Raw genomic sequence first — 17,981 nt, 5'->3', positions numbered from 1 at the left:
AGATTGGTTCGCCTACCTGTGTTGAGTTGTTCAATGCAGGGCATGAGGTTGTCGTACTGGATAATTTATCGAATAGCTCACCAGAATCTTTGAATTGGGTTCAAGCTTTAACCTCTAAATCTTTAGAATTTATCGAGGGTGATATTCTTGATCAAGCGATTTTGGATCAAATTTTCCAAGATCATCAGATTGACGCCGTGATTTATTTTGCTGGTTTAAAAGCTGTCGGGGAAAGTCAGCAAATCCCATTGAAGTATTTCGAGAATAATATTTCTGGCTCGATTAGCTTAGTCAAAGCCATGGAACGTGCCCAAGTCTTTAAGTTGGTCTTTAGTTCTTCTGCAACCGTTTATGATGAAGCCAATGTCTCTCCACTCAATGAAGAAATGCCAACAGGGATGCCAAGTAATAACTATGGTTATACCAAACTGATCGTTGAGCAGTTATTGCAGAAACTCGCGCAAGCAGATGCATGTTGGTCGATTGCTTTATTGCGTTATTTCAACCCTGTCGGTGCGCACAAAAGTGGTCAAATTGGTGAAGATCCACAAGGTATTCCAAACAACTTAATGCCTTATGTGACTCAAGTGGCTGTGGGTCGTCGTGAAAAACTATCAATTTTTGGTAATGATTACGATACCGTCGATGGCACGGGTGTGCGTGACTATATCCATGTGGTGGATTTGGCGAATGCCCATTTATGTGCACTAGAAAATCGTTTAAATGCACAAGGCTGTCGTGCTTGGAATTGGGACAGGCAATGGCTGTTCGGTGCTGCAAATTAAAAATACCTTTGAAAAAGTGAATGGTATTGAGATTCCTTTCGAATTTTCACCGCGTAGTGCAGGGGATGTCGCAACATCATTTGCAGATAATGCGCGTGCAGTTGCTGAATTGGGTTGGACGCCAAAATTGAATTTGGAAGATATGTTGGCAGATAGTTGGAATTGGCAAAAACAAAATCCAAATGGCTATCGTGAATAAAAAAATGGAGCGTTACAACGCTCCATTTTTTATGCGGTTTTAAGCCTGAATGAGTTGAGTGAGCTCATCGATATAAGCTTGCATCGGCTTTGGATTTTTGTCTTTACGGCTTTCAATATTTAAACGGAGTAAAGGCTCTGTATTTGAAGCACGTACATTTAAACGCCAAGCACCAAAATCTAAACTGACGCCATCCGTTTCATCAATTTTGGGTTTTTGGTCAGCAAAATGATCAAAGATGTTTTGAATGGTTTCTTTTGTGTCCGCAACTTTAAAGTTAATCTCGCCAGAACAAGGGAACTTTTCAATCATTTCCTCAACCAGAGCAGAGAGAGGTTTTGCCGTTTCAGAGACAACTGAGATTGCTAATAACCATGGAATCATGCCACTGTCGCAATAGGCAAAATCACGGAAGTAGTGGTGCGCTGACATTTCACCGCCATACACTGCATTGTGTTCACGCATTTTATCTTTAATGAAGGAGTGGCCTGATTTCGATTGCACAGCTTCACCTTGATACTGTTCAACAATATCGAAGGTATTCCACACCAAACGCGGATCATGCACAATTTTTTCGCCTTTTTGTTTCAGTAAAAAGGCTTGTGCCAAGAGACCGACGATGTAATACCCTTCAATGAATTGACCTTTTTCATCAAAAAGGAAACAACGATCAAAGTCACCATCCCAAGCGATGCCCATGTCAGCATGATGTTGAAGTACAGCATCGGAGGTGCTTGCACGGTTTTCAACTAAGATAGGGTTGGGAATACCATTTGGGAAGTTGCCATCCGCTTCATGATGAATTTTGATAAATTCGACTGGAATATTCAAGGTTTTAAATTTATCTTCGATCGCATCGATCACATGACCTGCTGCACCATTACCCGCATTGACTACGAGTTTTAGTGGTTTGATTTTAGCAGGGTCAATATAGGTCATCAAATGATCAATAAATTCAGGCAAGATATTATAATGCTGAGTTGTGCCTTTAATTTCGACTGCTTTGAACTGATTTTTTTCAGCAAGAAGTTGGATATCTTTTAAACCCGAGTCTGCACCAATCGGACGAGCATTTTCACGTACAAGCTTCATGCCGTTATAGTCCATCGGGTTATGGCTGGCTGTTATTTCGATCCCGCCTTGCACATCAAGATGGAATGCACCGAAATAAACTTCCTCAGTCCCAGTCATGCCTAAATCTAAAACATCAACACCTGCATCATTCAGGCCATTGATTGTAGCTTGTTTAAGTGCTTCACTGGTTAAGCGAACATCGCAACCGACTACCACTTTTTGAGGTTGATAAATTTCGCCATAAGCACGTCCAACACGGTATGCGATATCTTCATTGAGTTCTGTGCCCAATTTTCCGCGGATATCATAGGCTTTGAAACAGGTTAATTTTTCCATGTTAAGGTTCTAATCTATTGAGCAAATTGAATACGAAAATTATAGCGATTTTGATCTAAGTACGGCATGGGTTGAGATGAAAAATTACATTTAAATTCAGTAAATTAATTTACGTTATGATGCTTATTGTTGGTTGTAAATCAAGCAGCGCTCATAAGTGGATGAATTTTTTTGGAAAAAATGTAGTGAAACTTTATTGAATGTAAAAAATTGAATTTATAAAAATTTAATAATAAAAAAGCCCTGATATTGATCAGGGCTTTTTTGAATCTGGAGCGGGAAAGGAGACTCGAACTCCCGACCCCAACCTTGGCAAGGTTATGCTCTACCAACTGAGCTATTCCCGCGGAGTCTATCAATTTTTTAAGTGAAAAAACTGAATGAAAAAATTTTGAGCGGGAAAGGAGACTCGAACTCCCGACCCCAACCTTGGCAAGGTTATGCTCTACCAACTGAGCTATTCCCGCATGCCGTGTATAATACAGCATGAAAAATCAGGGTCAACAACTTTATAAAAAAATATCGTGTGATTGAATAAAATTAAAGCATTTCAATGTATTTCGCTTAATTTTTGATAGGTCTTAAGCTCAACATCATAGCGCATCTATCCAATGGCTGTGTGGTTTATTTACTTTTTATTCTAAAACTTCACGGTATACTGCTGGCAACCAATGAATGCGTGTGGAATGTAAGCATGACTTTAGAGCAACAATTAATTGAACGTTTACAACAATTGTCTCCTGTGCACTTGGACGTGGTGAATGAGTCATCAGGTCATGGTGGCTATTTCCCTGGTAAAGAATCGCATTTTAAAGTCACTGTTGTAAGTGAAGTGTTTCAAGGCTTACGTTTAGTACAACGCCATCAAAAAGTATATGCACTGGCGGGTGACCTATTGAGTCCAGGAAAGATTCATGCTTTGGCGATTCATGCTTATGTGCCAACTGAATGGACTGGTCAAGCGCCAAATAGTCCTGAATGTGCACATGCACCGAAAGCTTAAATTTTAAAAGTAGGAGAGTGGCTGCAATGGATACACACTTAGTCATTAAAATCGTGCATATGTCGAGTTTGCTCTTGTTGATCATTGCTGTATTAGCACGTGCGACAACCTTATATTTTGGCGTCGAAAATCAACAACCCAATCCGAAAGGACGTAAGGCTTATGTTGCGCTTCAACATTTGGCATTTACTTTGGTCATTGGGACAGGCTTGATTTTACTGTCTTTGAATAATTTTCAAGTTCAGCCTTGGTTCTATGCCAAAGTGGTCTTAGTGATCGTGATGTTATCTTCATTAATTAAAGCATATCGCCAAGATGCGTCTGTACTGTTAATTCAACGTCGTGCGGGAGTATTGATTAGTTGTGTCGCATTTATGGCTATTATTGGCATCGTGATGATTAAGCCAACTTTCGGTTAATTGTTAGACACAATCGCTTAGGCTCTCACCCCTCTAGGTTAAACTTGATTCATAGAATGAATTGAGCCTAGAGGGAATGATGCATACACGTGTGGTGTTTAATCAAAAAGGTGGCGTTGGTAAATCCAGTATTACGGTAAACTTGGCTGCACTCAGTGCACATCAGGGTTTTAAGACGCTTGTCATTGACCTCGATCCTCAGGCCAATTCTAGTCAGTATCTATTGGGGGATGATGCGACTTATAATGTCGATAAACCTGCACTAGAACCCAATATTGAAAATTTTTTCGAAGGTGTATTGGCGAATCAGTCCAGCAAAGGTTTGATTGGTCAAGCCATTGGAAATTTGCTCAAAAATAAAAATAAAGGCTTAGAAGCTTATATACATCAGTCACCATTCCCATCTCTCGATGTTTTGCCGGCAAGTCCCTCGCTTGGTGCTTTAGAGCATAGTCTCGAATCCAAACATAAAATTTATAAGCTGCGTGACGCGATTCAGCATCTAGCAGGGACTTATGATCGGATCTATATCGATACACCGCCTGCATTTAATTTTTTTACTTTGTCGGCATTAATTGCAGCAGACCGAGTGTTGATTCCATTCGATTGTGATGTCTTTTCTAAGCGTGCCTTAAACACGTTGATCGAAAACATTATAGAAACTCAAGATGATCATAATGATCGATTGGAAATTGAAGGTATCGTCGTTAACCAGTTTCAAGCGCAAGCAAAGCTTCCTCGTGAAGTGGTACAGCAGCTTAGAGATGAACAACTACCTGTGCTCAATGCGATGTTGCCACCGTCGGTATTAATGAAAGAGTCTCATCATAAAAATATGCCGTTAATCTATTTAAATACAGATCATAAATTGACGCAGGCCTACCAATCATTGTTCAATGAAATCGAGAATAAATAAGATTTGAGAAGAGTATGAACTCACGCGCGATGAAAATGGTCATGCAACTTAGTGCATTCGGTACGGTTGCTGTATTGATGACTGCTTGTGCGACAACGGTTAAACCGAGTTATGTTTCTCCGACGCAATATCAAGCATTGAACTGTGTACAACTTGGTGCTGAATTCAATCGTATTCAGCAGTACATCAATAATGGTGTACAACCGCCTAAACGTACAGGTGTTGGCGTTGGTCTAGGTGTTGGTGGTGGCTGGGGCCGTGGCGGTTGGGGCTTTGGTCCTTCAGTTTCCGTCAATATGGGACAGTCATCGAATACCAAAAATACTGAATTGTCGCGATTATATGGTGAGCAAGATGCGATCTCACAAGCGGCAACATTTAAAAATTGTCCTTATGTTCCTAAGCGTCAACAGCAAGCTCAGTAATTTAAAAGGGCTGTTCAAACTGAGCTTGAGCAGCTTTTTTTTAGCAAAATGTTTCAATGTAAATTTATTAAAATCAATATTTTATAAAATTATTAACTGAAAATAGACGCGACATTCATCATTCCTTCACTTTAAAAACTTGTCTTTAAATTCGTTTTTCGTTTAAGGTGTGCCTCCTCTAAATCTCTGATTTTAATCTATGGTAGAAAGTTGGCTTTATATTTTTGCAGTGTTCGCGGTATTACTTATTCCCGGTCCAACCAATGCATTATTGGCTAGCGCAGCACATCACCATGGCGTATTAAAAGCATTCTATTTCGTACCTCTTGAATTACTGGGTTATATCTACGGCATTAGCATTTGGGCACTGTTGGTGCATTTAACCCTACCAATTTGGCCGATGCTGATTCATATCTTACATTTGGTGAGTGCAGTTTATGTGATTTGGATGGCTTTTCATTTATGGAAAGCTTCACACCTTAAGCAATTGAGCCAAAAAAACATTCGAATGAGTCGCAGTCATCTTTTTAAATCGACTCTGAAAAATCCAAAATCTATTTTGTTTGCAGTTGGTATTTTTCCAGCATGGACTTGGGATTCTTTTCAAAACTATTTTTTAGTTTTGGGTGTATTCACCTTATGTTTAATTCCATGTGCTTTATTTTGGATGTATTTTGGTCGTAAAGTCTTGGCAGGGAATCAGACGGTGGTCAGCGCAGATCGCTTATACAAAGGTTCTGCCATGTTACTTATGCTCAGTATGTTACCTGTCATTATTGGATTTTTCTAAGCCATTCAATATTTTGTAGTGATAAAAAAAGCAAATTCTTGGTGGAGAATCTGCTTTTTGAAGTCTAAGATCATTACATCATTTCGGGATTTTTCTTTGGGAAAAACTTGTGGCGAATAAAGCCAATGATCCCCGGCAATACGCTTAGAATAATGATTCCGAAAATTAAATGGGTGAAATTGTCTTTCACGATCGGCATATTACCGAACAAGTAACCCAAGGTGATAAACGAAGAAATCCACAAGAAAGCACCAACGACATTGTAAGTAATGAAGTATTTGTAGTTCATGCTTCCTGCACCAGCGACGAAGGGTGCAAATGTACGCGCGAATGGGACAAAACGCGCAAAAATAATGGTTTTACCGCCGTGTTTTTCGAAGAATTTTTGCGTATAAACCAAATGTTTTTTATTGATAAATCGAGATTCAATCTCAAAAACACGTGGTCCGATATATTTTCCAATATGATAATTTAAGGTATCACCCAATACTGCTGCCGTGAATAACAAGACGCCCAAAAGCCACGGATCCATTGCACCTGTTGAGGCTGCTAAAGCACCTGCTGCAAACAGTAAACTGTCCCCGGGTAGAAAAGGCATGACCACCAAGCCCGTTTCTACGAAAATAATCAGGAATAAAATTCCGTAAATCCAAATGCCATAATTGGTAATAAATTCAAGTAGATGATCATCTACATGCAGAATAAAATCGATTAAATCCATGAGGGGTGAACTGAGCAAAAATGTGTTCAAATGCTAACAGCCAACGGCGCTGATGTCAGTAGTCAATTGATTTAAATTATAGGTGAATGATTGTTCTGATTATGCAACGCTGATTCTTTATATTGATTATATATCCTAAAAATAAAAGCTACTAATCTAGAGTCATTACCAAAAACAAAACATAGATAGGTCAGCCCAATGTTTAATCCAAATCAAGTGATTCAAAAAATTGTTGCTCAACTCACAGTGCATGCAACTTTAACCCTCGTCGCACGTGTCCTTTTAGCATATATCTTTATTGTGGCGGGATGGGGCAAACTCGCAGGTTATAGCGCGACAGTTGGATATATGGAAGCGATGGGTGTGCCAGGTGCATTATTGCCAATAACCATTTTGGTTGAACTGGGGGGAGGCTTAGCACTGTTGTTTGGGGTGCAAGCACGATTATTTGCAGCAGCTTTAGCTGGTTTCAGTTTAGTTACCGCATTTATTTTTCATGGTACGCCTGAAGATTCGATACATTTCATGAAAAACTTTGCTATGGCGGGTGGTCTAATCTTTCTCGTATTGCATGGTGCAGGTCAATGGAGTGTGGATCAGCGTTTTGAAAAATAAATGACGAATACGCAATGCAGGTGAAATGAGAGAATTATTCACCTGCTGCATCGTGATCTGAATGTAACGCCAAAGCTTGTATGATCAAAGCAATCGACTGAAATTGTTGAATAAAAAGACATTATTTAATAATAATGTATTGAAATATAGAGAGATTTGAATAGTGTGCGAAAGCTTAATAAAAATGATAGAATAGCGCGCTAATCCTTCGTTAGCCTTTCATAGTTGTTATCATGACTACCAATACTCAAATTACCGAAGATCGTATCCTGATTTTGGATTTCGGCTCTCAATATAGCCAATTGATCGCACGTCGTGTACGTGAATCAGGCGTATATTCTGAAATGTATGCTTTTGATATGTCGGAAGAGGACATCCGCGCATTTAATCCAAAAGGGATTATTCTTTCAGGTGGTCCTGAGAGTGTTCACGTTGAAGGCAGCCCACGTGCGCCAGAAGTTGTGTTTAACTTAGGCGTACCAGTATTGGGTATTTGTTACGGTTTACAAACGATGTCTGCTCAGTTGGGCGGTAAAGTTGAACCGGGTACAGTTCATGAGTTTGGCTATGCTGAAGTCGATATTAAAGTACGTGATGCTTTAATTGGCGATCTTGAAGATTCAGCAGACAAATTGAAAGTATGGATGAGTCATGGCGATAAAGTGACTCAAATTCCAGAAGGTTTCCAAATTACTGCAAGTACACCAAGCTGCCCAGTGGCAATGGTGTCTGACGAAGCTCGTCGTTTCTACGGTATCCAGTTCCACCCTGAAGTAACCCATACTGCTAAAGGTAAAGAGTTACTTGAGAACTTTGTACAAAAGATCTGTGGTTGCCGTAGCCTATGGAATTCTGAAAACATCATTGATTTGCGTGTTGAACAATTACGTGAACAGATTGGTGATCAGAAGGTTCTTCTTGGTCTTTCAGGTGGTGTAGATTCATCTGTTGTGGCTGCATTGCTTCACAAAGCAATTGGCGATCAATTGACATGTGTATTCGTTGACAATGGTCTTCTTCGTTTAAATGAAGGGGATCAAGTGATGGAAATGTTTGCGAAAAACATGGGTATCCGTGTGATTCGTGCTGATGCTGAACAACGTTTCCTTGATGCTTTGGCAGGTGAAGTTGATCCTGAAGCAAAACGTAAAATCATTGGTCGTGAGTTCATCGAAGTATTTGCTGAAGAAGCACGTAAGCTTGACGGTGTAAACTTCCTTGCGCAAGGTACGATTTATCCTGATGTGATTGAATCTGCTGCAAGCAAACAAGGTAAAGCGCATGTGATAAAATCACATCATAACGTGGGTGGTTTACCAGAAGATCTCGCTTTTGAATTGGTTGAGCCAATTCGTGATTTATTTAAAGATGAAGTACGCCGTTTAGGTACGACTTTAGGTTTACCATTTGAGATGCTTTATCGTCACCCATTCCCAGGACCAGGTCTTGGTGTTCGTATCTTGGGTGAAGTGAAGAAAGAGTATGCTGACATTCTTCGTTTAGCCGATGACATCTTCATGCAAGAACTTCGTGCAAGTGGTTGGTATGACAAAACTGCACAAGCATTCGCTGTATTCCAACCAGTAAAATCTGTGGGTGTAGTCGGTGATGGTCGTCGTTATGCATGGGTGATTGCACTTCGTGCGGTTGAAACGGTTGACTTTATGACGGCTCGTTTCGCACATCTCCCTTATGATCTTGTTGATAAAATTTCGACGCGTATCATGAACGAGATTGCAGAAGTTTCACGTGTTGTTTATGACGTATCGTCTAAACCACCAGCTACGATTGAATGGGAGTAATTTAGGGCTTTCAAGAAACAACGTTTCTTGCCTAAATTACGCCAAGAGCTATGCTCGCGGCAGTGAGGGATTTCGGACAGCATGGCTGTCCGCTTGAATTACCCCAAGCGCTGCGTGAGCGGCAGTACCTGAAAAGGTACATCCAATAAAAAAGGACGCTTAGGCGTCCTTTCTATTTATTATCTAAAATTTAATTCAGAAGAATTCTATGTTTGAAGAATTAGTCAAAATACGTAAAGCATAGGAAGTCATTAGCCCAAATAACGTTGTTTTAAGAAATTTCCCAAACTCTTGTTGTGGCAAGGCAAGCAATTTGATTGCTACTTACTTAGAATCTAAAGGATAAGGTGAATTTCAATATATTTTAGGAAAAAATATAAAGGAAACAGAAAGTCATGCTTGGCTTTTAAATGTAAGAAGTAGATATATAGTTGATCTAACAGCAGATCAATTTGGATTGGATAAAATTATTTATACATTAGAGCATGAGTATCCTTTATCGCAGTTATTTCCAAAACAATTAAATCAAGGGCGGGCAAGCATTCTATTTTTAATACATACAAAACTCTAATTGTCCTACCTATAGTATTCAGCGTATTAAGTCTAAGGTGGTTCAATTTGCATGACCTTGTTAATATCTATAACAAAGATAGCCATTTGCCAAACTTTTAGGATAACAACATGACCAATAATACTTATACCGAATTGTCTCATTCAGAAGACTGTGAAAAGCACGCCAACCAATTTATTCAGGAATTTCCACTGCGCCGTGCAGAAATTGGTCAAGGAACAGTGATCAAACGCGCTTTACCAAGTCGCCATAAGCGTATGATTGGCGCATGGTGCTTCTTAGATCATGCAGGTCCTGTGACATTTGAAGCTGGACAAGGTCTAGATGTTGGACCACATCCACACATTGGTCTTCAAACCTTTACTTGGATGATTGAAGGGACCATGTTGCATAGCGACAGCTTAGGGACAACAGATCAGCTGATTCAGCCCAAGCAAGTCAACCTCATGACAGCAGGTCGAGGTATTTCACATACTGAAGTCGCGCCAGCGAATGAAACAAAAATGCATGCTGCACAACTTTGGATTGCATTGCCTGATGACAAACTTACCATCGATCCAGCTTTTAACCACTATCCAGAATTACCCGTCGTCAATCAGTCAGGTATCGAATTTACGGTATTGGTCGGTGAGTATCTAAATACAGTATCACCAGTCAAAGTACATACTGAGCTTTTAGGTGTTGATTTATTTGCGCAAGCAGCCACAAAGGCACGTTTACCTTTAAATCCAAAGTATGAATATGGATTCATGTCGCTTGAAGGTACAGCAACTATTAATGGTCATCATTTAGATGAAGACAATATGGTGATTTTAGAGCCAGGGCTAGAATATGTGGAAGTAGAAATCCATGACAAGAGTCGTGTACTGCTTTTGGGCGGTGAGCCATTTGAGTCGCCAATTTTATTATGGTGGAATTTCGTTGGACGTACGCAAGAAGAAATCAAAATTGCACGTGATCAATGGATAGCAGAAGATCCACGTTTTGGGTCAATTCCATCATACCAAGGCGAGCGTTTGAAAGCTCCGATATTGCCTGATAGCATGCGTCCATCTAAATAATAAGACAAAGAAGGAAAATAAAATGGCAACGATCGCAAATGCAAAGGTCACCACACTACCTGAAAAATGGGGTGGTGAAATTCAATCTGGTCAGCACACATTTCTCACCGATAAACCTGAATCATTCCAAGGTTTAGATCGTGGGCCTGCACCGTATGATTTTATTTGTTCAGGATTAATTTCCTGCACAATGATTACATTACGGATGTATGCTGAGCATAAAGGACTGGATTTAGGCGAATTTAGTGTCGAGGCAGATTTTAAAGCCAATAAGGAAGGGCAGGAATGGATTGAGCGTCGTTTAAGTTTTAAAACTAACTTGGATGAAGCGCTACAAGAAAAAGTTTTAAATGTGTGCCAAAAAACACCAGTTACTAAAACAATGCTCAGAAGTGTCGAAATTAAAACAACAATTATTTAAATATAGACAACTTAATAGGCATCAACATTCTGTATTTTTGTAATTTACAGCTAAAAAGAAGACATTTTGTGTAAAGCAGGATGTCTTTTTTTTATTCAAAATGGCTATATAGAGAGAAATAAAATTAGGTGGTCTTATGCTGACATTACATCATTTAGAAAAATCACGTTCTTCAAGAATTATTTGGGCGCTAGAAGAGTTGGGTGCTGAATACCAAATTCAACATTATAAAAGATTGCCAACTTACGCCGCTCCACCAGAATTGAAGAAGGTTCATCCTTTGGGGAAATCACCAGTGATTACTGATGATAATTTAGTGATCGCAGAATCGGCGGTGATTTTAGACTATCTGGCAGATCGCTATGATACTCAGCATCAATTTAAACCCCAGTCACAGCCGGACTTAACACAATATCAGTATTGGATGCATTACGCTGAAGGCTCATTAATGCCACTTTTAGTGATGACCTTAGTTCTCTCGTTTGTACCTCCTAAAGTACCTTTTGTGATTCGACCAATTGCCAATAAAATTATTGATGGGGTGACTGATGGATTTATACAACCGCGTCTCGCTGAACATATTGAATTTTTAGAACAGCATTTGGCGCAACATGAATTTTTTATATCTCAGTTTTCATTTGCAGATATCCAAATGAGTTTTCCCTTAATCGCGATGGATGAGCGCTTAAATGGAAAATATCCGAACATTCATGCGTATGTAAAACGCATAAAACAAAGACCTGCTTATCAGCGAGCGGTCATCAAGGGTGGTGATTAAGATGGCAGATCAGGCAGTGAAATTAATCTTCCTGCCCGGAGCATCTGGCAGTACTGCATTTTGGAAACCTGTTCAATCACATTTTGAATCTGAGTACGACACGCACATCATTGCTTATCCCAGTTTTGGTGAATATCCTGATCATCCACATGTAAATTCAATGTCAGATTTACAAGATTATGTATTTGATCATCTTCAGCGCACAAGTATTCTGATCGCTCAATCTATGGGTGGGGTCATTGCTGTTCAAGCGGCGTTGAGGTATCCAAAATTGATTCAAGGTTTGGTGTTGGTCGCTACGTCAGGTGGCGTTGATTTAACACCATTTCATGTTAAAGATTGGCGTGCAGAATATCAAAATGAATATGAAGTGCCGCACTGGTTTATTGATGATGAAACCAAATTAGATGAACGGCTTGCTGAAATTGAATGTCCTGTACTATTAATCTGGGGCGGAGATGATGACATTAGTCCTGTCGCAGTAGGTGAGTATTTAAATCACGCTTTTAAGTATTCAGAGCTGAATGTGATCCCGAACGGACAACATGATTTAGCTAAAGTTTATGCGTCAGAGTGTATTTCTTTTATCCAACGCTACTTAGCAAAATTTTAGGTTTGCTCTAGACTAAAAAAGGATGCTAATCGCATCCTTTTTTATGATTATCGTTTTACAACGATTGAATCAATACCGCTGTGTTGTAGGGTTTGCTGAGCGATGACAGCAGCTTCTTGAGAGTCATAAGGTCCAGAGACAACCCGATACCAGGTTTGACCGCCTTCCGTGGTTTTAATGACATCTGCAGATAAGCCGTTGAGAATAATTTCAGCACGACGTGCATCAGCACTATCTGGATCTGGATAACTTCTGACTTGTAAAAGGTAGCTACTCGCTACGGGTTGAGGTTCTGCATTTTCAATCAGTTCACCCTCTGTCGTTGTAGCATCAGCAACCACAGGTGCTTCCACGATGACAGGTGCGGTGTTCACTTGCTGATTTTCAGGTACAGCTTGATCGGGGATTGGAGTCACTTGTTGTTGAGGCAATAAATCGTAGAAGCGATAATCTTTATTCGTATCTTCTTGATAATGTTCAGATTGAATATCATTGCTTTTGGGTTGGACTGGCGCCCACGGTTTCCATAGCATTAAGGCTACGGCAAAACTCAGTACAATTAAAATCAGAACAAGCATACCTAACCATTTTGGTATTAATGGTTGTTTAGGTTTGTTAGGTCTTTCTGATACACCACGCTGCGTTTTTCCAAACACTTGGAAACCTCTCTTATTTTAAGATCATGCAATGGAAAATTGGATTACCATCACATGGAGTTTTTATCTCATTTTTTTCAATAATAAAAGTCTAAAGAGGTGAATCTTTTAAAAAGATTCACCTTCGATGACTTACATGCTTTCAGGTGCAGAAACGCCTAAAAGCTCTAAACCATTTTTCAAGACTTGACGAACATTTACCGATAACAACAAACGTGCTTGGGTCAGATCAGCATCATCACCGAGTACTTTATTTTCGTTGTACCAACCATGGAACAATGCTGCAAGTTCTTTTAAGTAGTTACCTACTTGATGCGGTTCATGGCTGTTTGCAGCACGTGCAATAATTTCAGGGTATGCTGCAAGTTTTGCTAAGATTTCAGTTTCAGCTTCTAATTCAAGCTTTGCGGCAAAACCACGCGCAGTGGTCGCATCGAAGTTGATGTTCAAGCTGCTTGCTTTTTCTAGCATACGACAAATACGTGCATGAGCATATTGAATGTAATACACCGCATTGTCTTTACTTTGAGAAACCGCGAGATCTAGATCAAAGTCGATGTGCTGTTCAGACTTACGCATGACATAGTAGAAGCGAGCAGCGTCGTTGCCGACTTCTTTACGTAGATCACGCAATGTGACAAATTGACCTGAACGAGATGACATTTGAACCATCTCACCACCGCGCCATAGGCTGACGAATTGTACTAATAACACAGTCAGTTTTTTTGAGTCATATCCCATCGCATCAATCGCCGCTTTTACACGTGCGATATAACCGTGGTGGTCTGAACCCCAAATATCAATAATGTCAGTATAACCACGCTGAAGTTTATTCAGATGGTAAGCAATGTCAGAAGCGAAGTAAGTGGTTTGGCCATTACGACGTTTTACAACACGGTCTTTTTCATCACCAAATTCTGTTGATTTGAACCAAATGTTGCCATCTTTCTCATAGAGGAAGCCGCGTTGATCAAGTGTTTGTAATGCTTCTTCAATTTTTTCAGTCAATGATGCTTCACTGAACCATTGGTTGAAAGTCACACCAAATTCACCAAGATCATCTTTGATATCATCAAGAATTGCTTTTAACGCAGCTTGATGAAAAACGCGATAACCTTCACCTATTAACGTCTGCGAGTTAAAAATTAGACCATCAATGTGTTTTTCTTTATCGCCAGAAATTACAACCTTGTTACCTTCGGCATCAAGTTCTTCAGCATACTGCACATCTTCTGGCACATCTTTATAAACATCAGCTACAGGGCGAACATATACATCGCCGTCTTGATCAATAATGCTTTGTGCGATTTCTTTGACATAGTCGCCTTGGTAAGCATTTTTAGGGAATACTAATGTTTGACCAGTTAACTCAAGGTAACGTAGATAAGTAGACGTCGCTAAAATATCCATTTGACGACCAGCGTCATTCACATAGTATTCACGATCCACTGTAGCACCAGTTGCTTCAAGTAAATTCGCAACCGTCATGCCATATGCTGCGCCACGACCGTGACCCACATGTAAGCTTGATGTCGGGTTCGCAGAGACAAACTCAACTTGGATTTTTTTCGTAGCATTTACTTGTGTACGACCAAAATCATTAGCTTGTGCCTGAATAGCATCAAGAACAGCAAAACGTTGGTCTGCATTCAAGAAAAAGTTGATAAAACCAGGACCAGCGATTTCCGCTTTACTGATATCCGCAACTTCTGGCAGTGCAGCAAGAATTTTTTCTGCTAAATCACGAGGCTTCATACCTGCAGCTTTAGACGCGATCATTGCGATATTCGAAGCGAAGTCACCATGGCTTCGGTCTTTGGTTCGCGTTAAGTTTCCGCTGTTGTTAAAGTCAGATGGGAGGACCCCTTCAGCTTGAAGAGATTGCACTGCATGATCGAGAGCTGCTTGTATTGCCGTATTCATAATTTATCGAAAAATTAATGTCGCAGAAAAACGACAAATATAGCAAATTTAGCGCTCATTAGCGAAGCAGATTTGCGTTGAATAAAACTTATCCGACATAAAAAATAATAAAATCAGTTTTTTTAATCACTATGCGCTATTTGCAGAATTAACGATGATGAAATTAATCTTTTACATCTAATGCATATCGATGATTGAATTGAGCCTGATTGTCTTTATCTCATTTAATGTGAATTTAAATAGAAATCAGGCAATTTTATGACTCGAAATTAAGCCATACACGTGACAGGCTTATTTAGTAATTCTGCTTTACCATTTTGGAAAGTGTATAACTTAGATGCATGGAAGATTTTAATGGTTTTGGCTTTTTGAGCAGCAGTTTGAAATGTCGCTAATTTTTTTTGATTCGCCAAACTAAAAGGATTTCCGTAATTCTTATTGTCGAGTAGTACTTGGATCGTTCCAACTTCAGGCTGAAGACTATTTAAAATTTCTGATCCTTCCGCATTTTGTATGCTGAGACTTGGTTTTTGGACACTATTCTTACAATTTAAGCGCAGGAACAGCATGTGACCATCAACTGCTTTGTTTTGTAAGTCATAAATTCCTTGAAGGTCATTTTCGATATATACCCACTGACCAATCGGCATATTTTGTTTAAGTTTCTCAATTTGCTCGAGTGTTGTTTTACTAATATCGACAATGCCTTTTTTATCAATTTCAGGGGTCTTATCGGCGCGTGCTAAACCCACCATTGAAAGTGCTTTATCACCGACCTTTGAGGTCGTGTCAGTGATGGTTTGGCAACCCGTTACATTTAGCAGTGAAATAATAGTTAATGGCAAAATGGCAATTTTAGCTGTAATTTTCATGTGGGTCTAATAATGAAGTAAAAATACGATTGAATCCGATATTAGCTGAATCGTTCAGATTAGTTTGCAAAAAAAAGTTAATAAACATGAATAATACATTTGAAATGTGACAGTTTTATCTAATTTTCTATCAATAGAATGATGGATTGAAGTTATAAAATTTAAAAATACTGCCAATATTATTATCAATTTTATAAATATACATTTGTCTTCATTTCGGCTTAAGCTATTTCTTAAATAAATGGTAAAAATGAAATGAAAAAGGTCTGAATTTAGGCCTGATCCATGAGATTAGAGATGACAACTGAACACACTGAAGTAAAACACCCTCTTTATACCCCTTATGCTGGCTTTACTTTGCTTGAACTACCTCTTCTTAATAAAGGCTCTGCGTTCACTGAGGAGGAGCGAGCGAGTTTTAATCTAAACGGTTTGCTGCCTCATGTGATTGAAACGATTGAAGAGCAACACCAACGTTCATATCAACAATTTACGTCATTTCATGACGACATTAATAAGCATATTTATCTGAGAAATATACAAGACACCAATGAGACTTTGTTTTATCACCTCATAGAAAATCATTTATCAGAGATGATGCCGATTATTTATACCCCAACGGTAGGTGAGGCTTGCCAACGATTTTCTGATATTTACCGCCGTCATCGTGGTGTATTTATTTCATATCCTGATCGTGCCAACATTGACGATATTTTACAAAATGTGAATAAGAACAACGTCAAAGTCATTGTAATCACAGATGGTGAACGCATTCTTGGTTTAGGTGACCAAGGGATTGGTGGGATGGGAATTCCAATCGGAAAATTATCTCTCTATACCGCATGTGGTGGTATTAGCCCAGCGTATACATTACCCATTACATTGGATGTAGGAACCAATAATGCACAGTTGCTAAATGATCCAATTTATTTAGGTTGGAATCAGCCTCGTATTAGTGGCGATGAATACTATGACTTTGTGGATGACGTACTTCGTGCGATTAAACGCCGTTGGCCAAAAGCTTTGATTCAATTTGAAGATTTTGCTCAAAAAAATGCAATGCCATTGCTGGAAAAATATCGTAATCAATATTGTTGTTTTAATGATGATATTCAAGGCACTGCTGCTGTTGCAGTCGGCAGCTTAATCGCAGCAAGTCGTGCTGCAGGAAAGCAATTACGTGACCAGAAAGTGGCATTCTTGGGTGCTGGTTCAGCGGGCTGTGGTATCGCTGAGCAAATCATTGCGCAAATGGTGGCTGAAGGTTTGAGTGATGCTGAGGCAAGATCAAGAATCTATATGGTCGATCGTTTTGGATTATTGACCGATAATCAACCAAACCTTTTAGATTTTCAGCGTAAACTGGTTCAAAGTTCAGAAAATGTATCCGCGTGGGCTGATGCGGAAGGCATCATTTCATTGCTAGATGTTGTAAAAAATGCACACCCGACTGTGTTGATTGGTGTTTCTGGACAACCGGGTCTGTTCACTGAAGAAATTATTCGAACTATGGCATCCAATTGCGAGCATCCTATTGTATTGCCATTGTCGAATCCAACGTCGCGTGTAGAAGCCGTACCAGCAGATATTATTCAGTGGACGGACGGTCGCGCTTTGATTGCAACTGGTAGTCCATTTATGCCAGTTAATTATCAAGATAAGCTACACAATATTTCTCAGTGTAATAACTCTTATATTTTCCCAGGGATTGGCTTAGGGGTGATTGCTGTGCAGGCAACGCGTGTTACAGATAATATGCTGATGGCATCAAGTATGGCGTTAGCAGATTGCTCTCCAAAATTGCAAAACCCTGACGACGACTTACTTCCTGATCTCAATGATTTGCAGAAAGTCTCCCGAATCATCGCGTTTAAGGTTGCAAAAGCGGCAATTGAGGATGGTGTTGCTTTGCCATTGAGTGATGAGCTGATCGAAAAAAGTATTGAAGATAATTTCTGGAAACCTGAATATCGCCGCTATAAGCGAATTCCATTTTAAAAA

The 17,981-nt window shown here is 39.6% G+C and carries 17 protein-coding genes, 2 tRNA genes and 1 pseudogene; 13 read left to right on the top strand and 7 right to left on the bottom strand.

Features of this window, described 5'->3' with window-relative positions:
- The first annotated feature begins 2 nt into the window (after positions 1 to 2).
- A pseudogene (gene galE, locus AC1M9H_RS11800) lies at positions 3 to 984 on the top strand (UDP-glucose 4-epimerase GalE).
- 39 nt (positions 985 to 1,023) lie between these two features.
- Here galE and AC1M9H_RS11795 read toward each other — a convergent pair.
- The 3 genes from AC1M9H_RS11795 to AC1M9H_RS11785 form a co-directional block, all read right to left on the bottom strand.
- Positions 1,024 to 2,394, bottom strand: a complete 1,371-nt coding sequence (locus AC1M9H_RS11795) for a phosphohexomutase domain-containing protein (protein ID WP_481613457.1) — start codon at positions 2,392 to 2,394, stop codon at positions 1,024 to 1,026.
- Positions 2,395 to 2,665: 271 nt separating this feature from the next.
- Positions 2,666 to 2,741, bottom strand: a tRNA-Gly gene (locus AC1M9H_RS11790).
- A 47-nt stretch (positions 2,742 to 2,788) separates the two neighbouring features.
- Positions 2,789 to 2,861, bottom strand: a tRNA-Gly gene (locus AC1M9H_RS11785).
- A gap of 227 nt (positions 2,862 to 3,088) precedes the next feature.
- Between AC1M9H_RS11785 and AC1M9H_RS11780 the strand changes: the two genes are divergently transcribed.
- The 5 genes from AC1M9H_RS11780 (at position 3,089) to AC1M9H_RS11760 (ending at position 5,947) form a co-directional block, all read left to right on the top strand.
- A complete protein-coding gene (locus AC1M9H_RS11780; protein ID WP_035268950.1) occupies positions 3,089 to 3,397 on the top strand; it encodes a BolA family protein in 309 nt (102 codons plus the stop codon).
- A gap of 26 nt (positions 3,398 to 3,423) precedes the next feature.
- Entirely contained in the window at positions 3,424 to 3,816 is a 393-nt protein-coding gene (locus AC1M9H_RS11775; RefSeq protein WP_481613456.1) for a SirB2 family protein, read from the top strand.
- A 79-nt stretch (positions 3,817 to 3,895) separates the two neighbouring features.
- The gene (locus AC1M9H_RS11770; RefSeq protein ID WP_481613488.1) at positions 3,896 to 4,732 is read left to right on the top strand and encodes a ParA family protein; all 837 of its coding nucleotides are present in this window, start codon (positions 3,896 to 3,898) and stop codon (positions 4,730 to 4,732) included.
- Positions 4,733 to 4,767: 35 nt separating this feature from the next.
- The gene (locus AC1M9H_RS11765; RefSeq protein WP_481593780.1) at positions 4,768 to 5,157 is read left to right on the top strand and encodes a hypothetical protein; all 390 of its coding nucleotides are present in this window, start codon (positions 4,768 to 4,770) and stop codon (positions 5,155 to 5,157) included.
- A 199-nt stretch (positions 5,158 to 5,356) separates the two neighbouring features.
- Positions 5,357 to 5,947, top strand: a complete 591-nt coding sequence (locus AC1M9H_RS11760; protein ID WP_092767920.1) for a LysE family translocator — start codon at positions 5,357 to 5,359, stop codon at positions 5,945 to 5,947.
- Between the two features lie 73 nt (positions 5,948 to 6,020).
- Here the strand turns inward: AC1M9H_RS11760 and AC1M9H_RS11755 are convergent, their stop codons facing one another.
- A complete protein-coding gene (locus AC1M9H_RS11755; RefSeq protein ID WP_035268957.1) occupies positions 6,021 to 6,668 on the bottom strand; it encodes a DedA family protein in 648 nt (215 codons plus the stop codon).
- Positions 6,669 to 6,866: 198 nt separating this feature from the next.
- On the opposite strand from AC1M9H_RS11755, the gene AC1M9H_RS11750 reads away from it, so the two are divergent.
- The 6 genes from AC1M9H_RS11750 to AC1M9H_RS11725 all read left to right on the top strand — a co-directional run bounded on the left by AC1M9H_RS11750 (position 6,867) and on the right by AC1M9H_RS11725 (position 12,529).
- Positions 6,867 to 7,283 (top strand): DoxX family protein, encoded by a 417-nt coding sequence (locus tag AC1M9H_RS11750; protein WP_481613455.1) that lies wholly within the window; start codon positions 6,867 to 6,869, stop codon positions 7,281 to 7,283.
- 233 nt (positions 7,284 to 7,516) lie between these two features.
- Entirely contained in the window at positions 7,517 to 9,085 is a 1,569-nt protein-coding gene (guaA, locus tag AC1M9H_RS11745; RefSeq protein WP_481589363.1) for a glutamine-hydrolyzing GMP synthase, read from the top strand.
- A 681-nt stretch (positions 9,086 to 9,766) separates the two neighbouring features.
- On the top strand, positions 9,767 to 10,717 hold the full coding sequence (locus AC1M9H_RS11740; RefSeq protein ID WP_481613454.1) for a pirin family protein: 951 nt from the start codon (positions 9,767 to 9,769) through the stop codon (positions 10,715 to 10,717).
- 22 nt (positions 10,718 to 10,739) lie between these two features.
- On the top strand, positions 10,740 to 11,138 hold the full coding sequence (locus AC1M9H_RS11735; RefSeq protein ID WP_035268969.1) for an OsmC family protein: 399 nt from the start codon (positions 10,740 to 10,742) through the stop codon (positions 11,136 to 11,138).
- Positions 11,139 to 11,274: 136 nt separating this feature from the next.
- The gene (locus AC1M9H_RS11730; protein WP_092767910.1) at positions 11,275 to 11,916 is read left to right on the top strand and encodes a glutathione S-transferase family protein; all 642 of its coding nucleotides are present in this window, start codon (positions 11,275 to 11,277) and stop codon (positions 11,914 to 11,916) included.
- A gap of 1 nt (position 11,917) precedes the next feature.
- On the top strand, positions 11,918 to 12,529 hold the full coding sequence (locus AC1M9H_RS11725) for an alpha/beta fold hydrolase (RefSeq protein ID WP_481613453.1): 612 nt from the start codon (positions 11,918 to 11,920) through the stop codon (positions 12,527 to 12,529).
- Between the two features lie 47 nt (positions 12,530 to 12,576).
- Here the strand turns inward: AC1M9H_RS11725 and AC1M9H_RS11720 are convergent, their stop codons facing one another.
- The 3 genes from AC1M9H_RS11720 to AC1M9H_RS11710 form a co-directional block, all read right to left on the bottom strand.
- Positions 12,577 to 13,185, bottom strand: coding sequence for an SPOR domain-containing protein (locus AC1M9H_RS11720; RefSeq protein WP_035268975.1), 609 nt, complete (start codon positions 13,183 to 13,185; stop codon positions 12,577 to 12,579).
- Between the two features lie 132 nt (positions 13,186 to 13,317).
- On the bottom strand, positions 13,318 to 15,108 hold the full coding sequence (gene argS, locus AC1M9H_RS11715) for an arginine--tRNA ligase (protein ID WP_481610225.1): 1,791 nt from the start codon (positions 15,106 to 15,108) through the stop codon (positions 13,318 to 13,320).
- Between the two features lie 269 nt (positions 15,109 to 15,377).
- Positions 15,378 to 15,980: a hypothetical protein gene (locus AC1M9H_RS11710; protein ID WP_180028962.1), complete on the bottom strand. Its 603-nt coding sequence runs from the start codon at positions 15,978 to 15,980 to the stop codon at positions 15,378 to 15,380.
- Positions 15,981 to 16,277: 297 nt separating this feature from the next.
- Here AC1M9H_RS11710 and AC1M9H_RS11705 point away from each other — a divergent pair, with 297 nt between their 5' ends.
- Positions 16,278 to 17,978: an NAD-dependent malic enzyme gene (locus tag AC1M9H_RS11705; protein WP_035268988.1), complete on the top strand. Its 1,701-nt coding sequence runs from the start codon at positions 16,278 to 16,280 to the stop codon at positions 17,976 to 17,978.
- The last annotated feature ends 3 nt before the right edge of the window (positions 17,979 to 17,981 follow it).

The organism is Acinetobacter sp. ANC_7512, assembly GCF_056779935.1.
The sequence above is the reverse complement of the archived record's forward strand: the minus strand, read 5'-3'. Positions and strand labels throughout refer to the sequence as shown.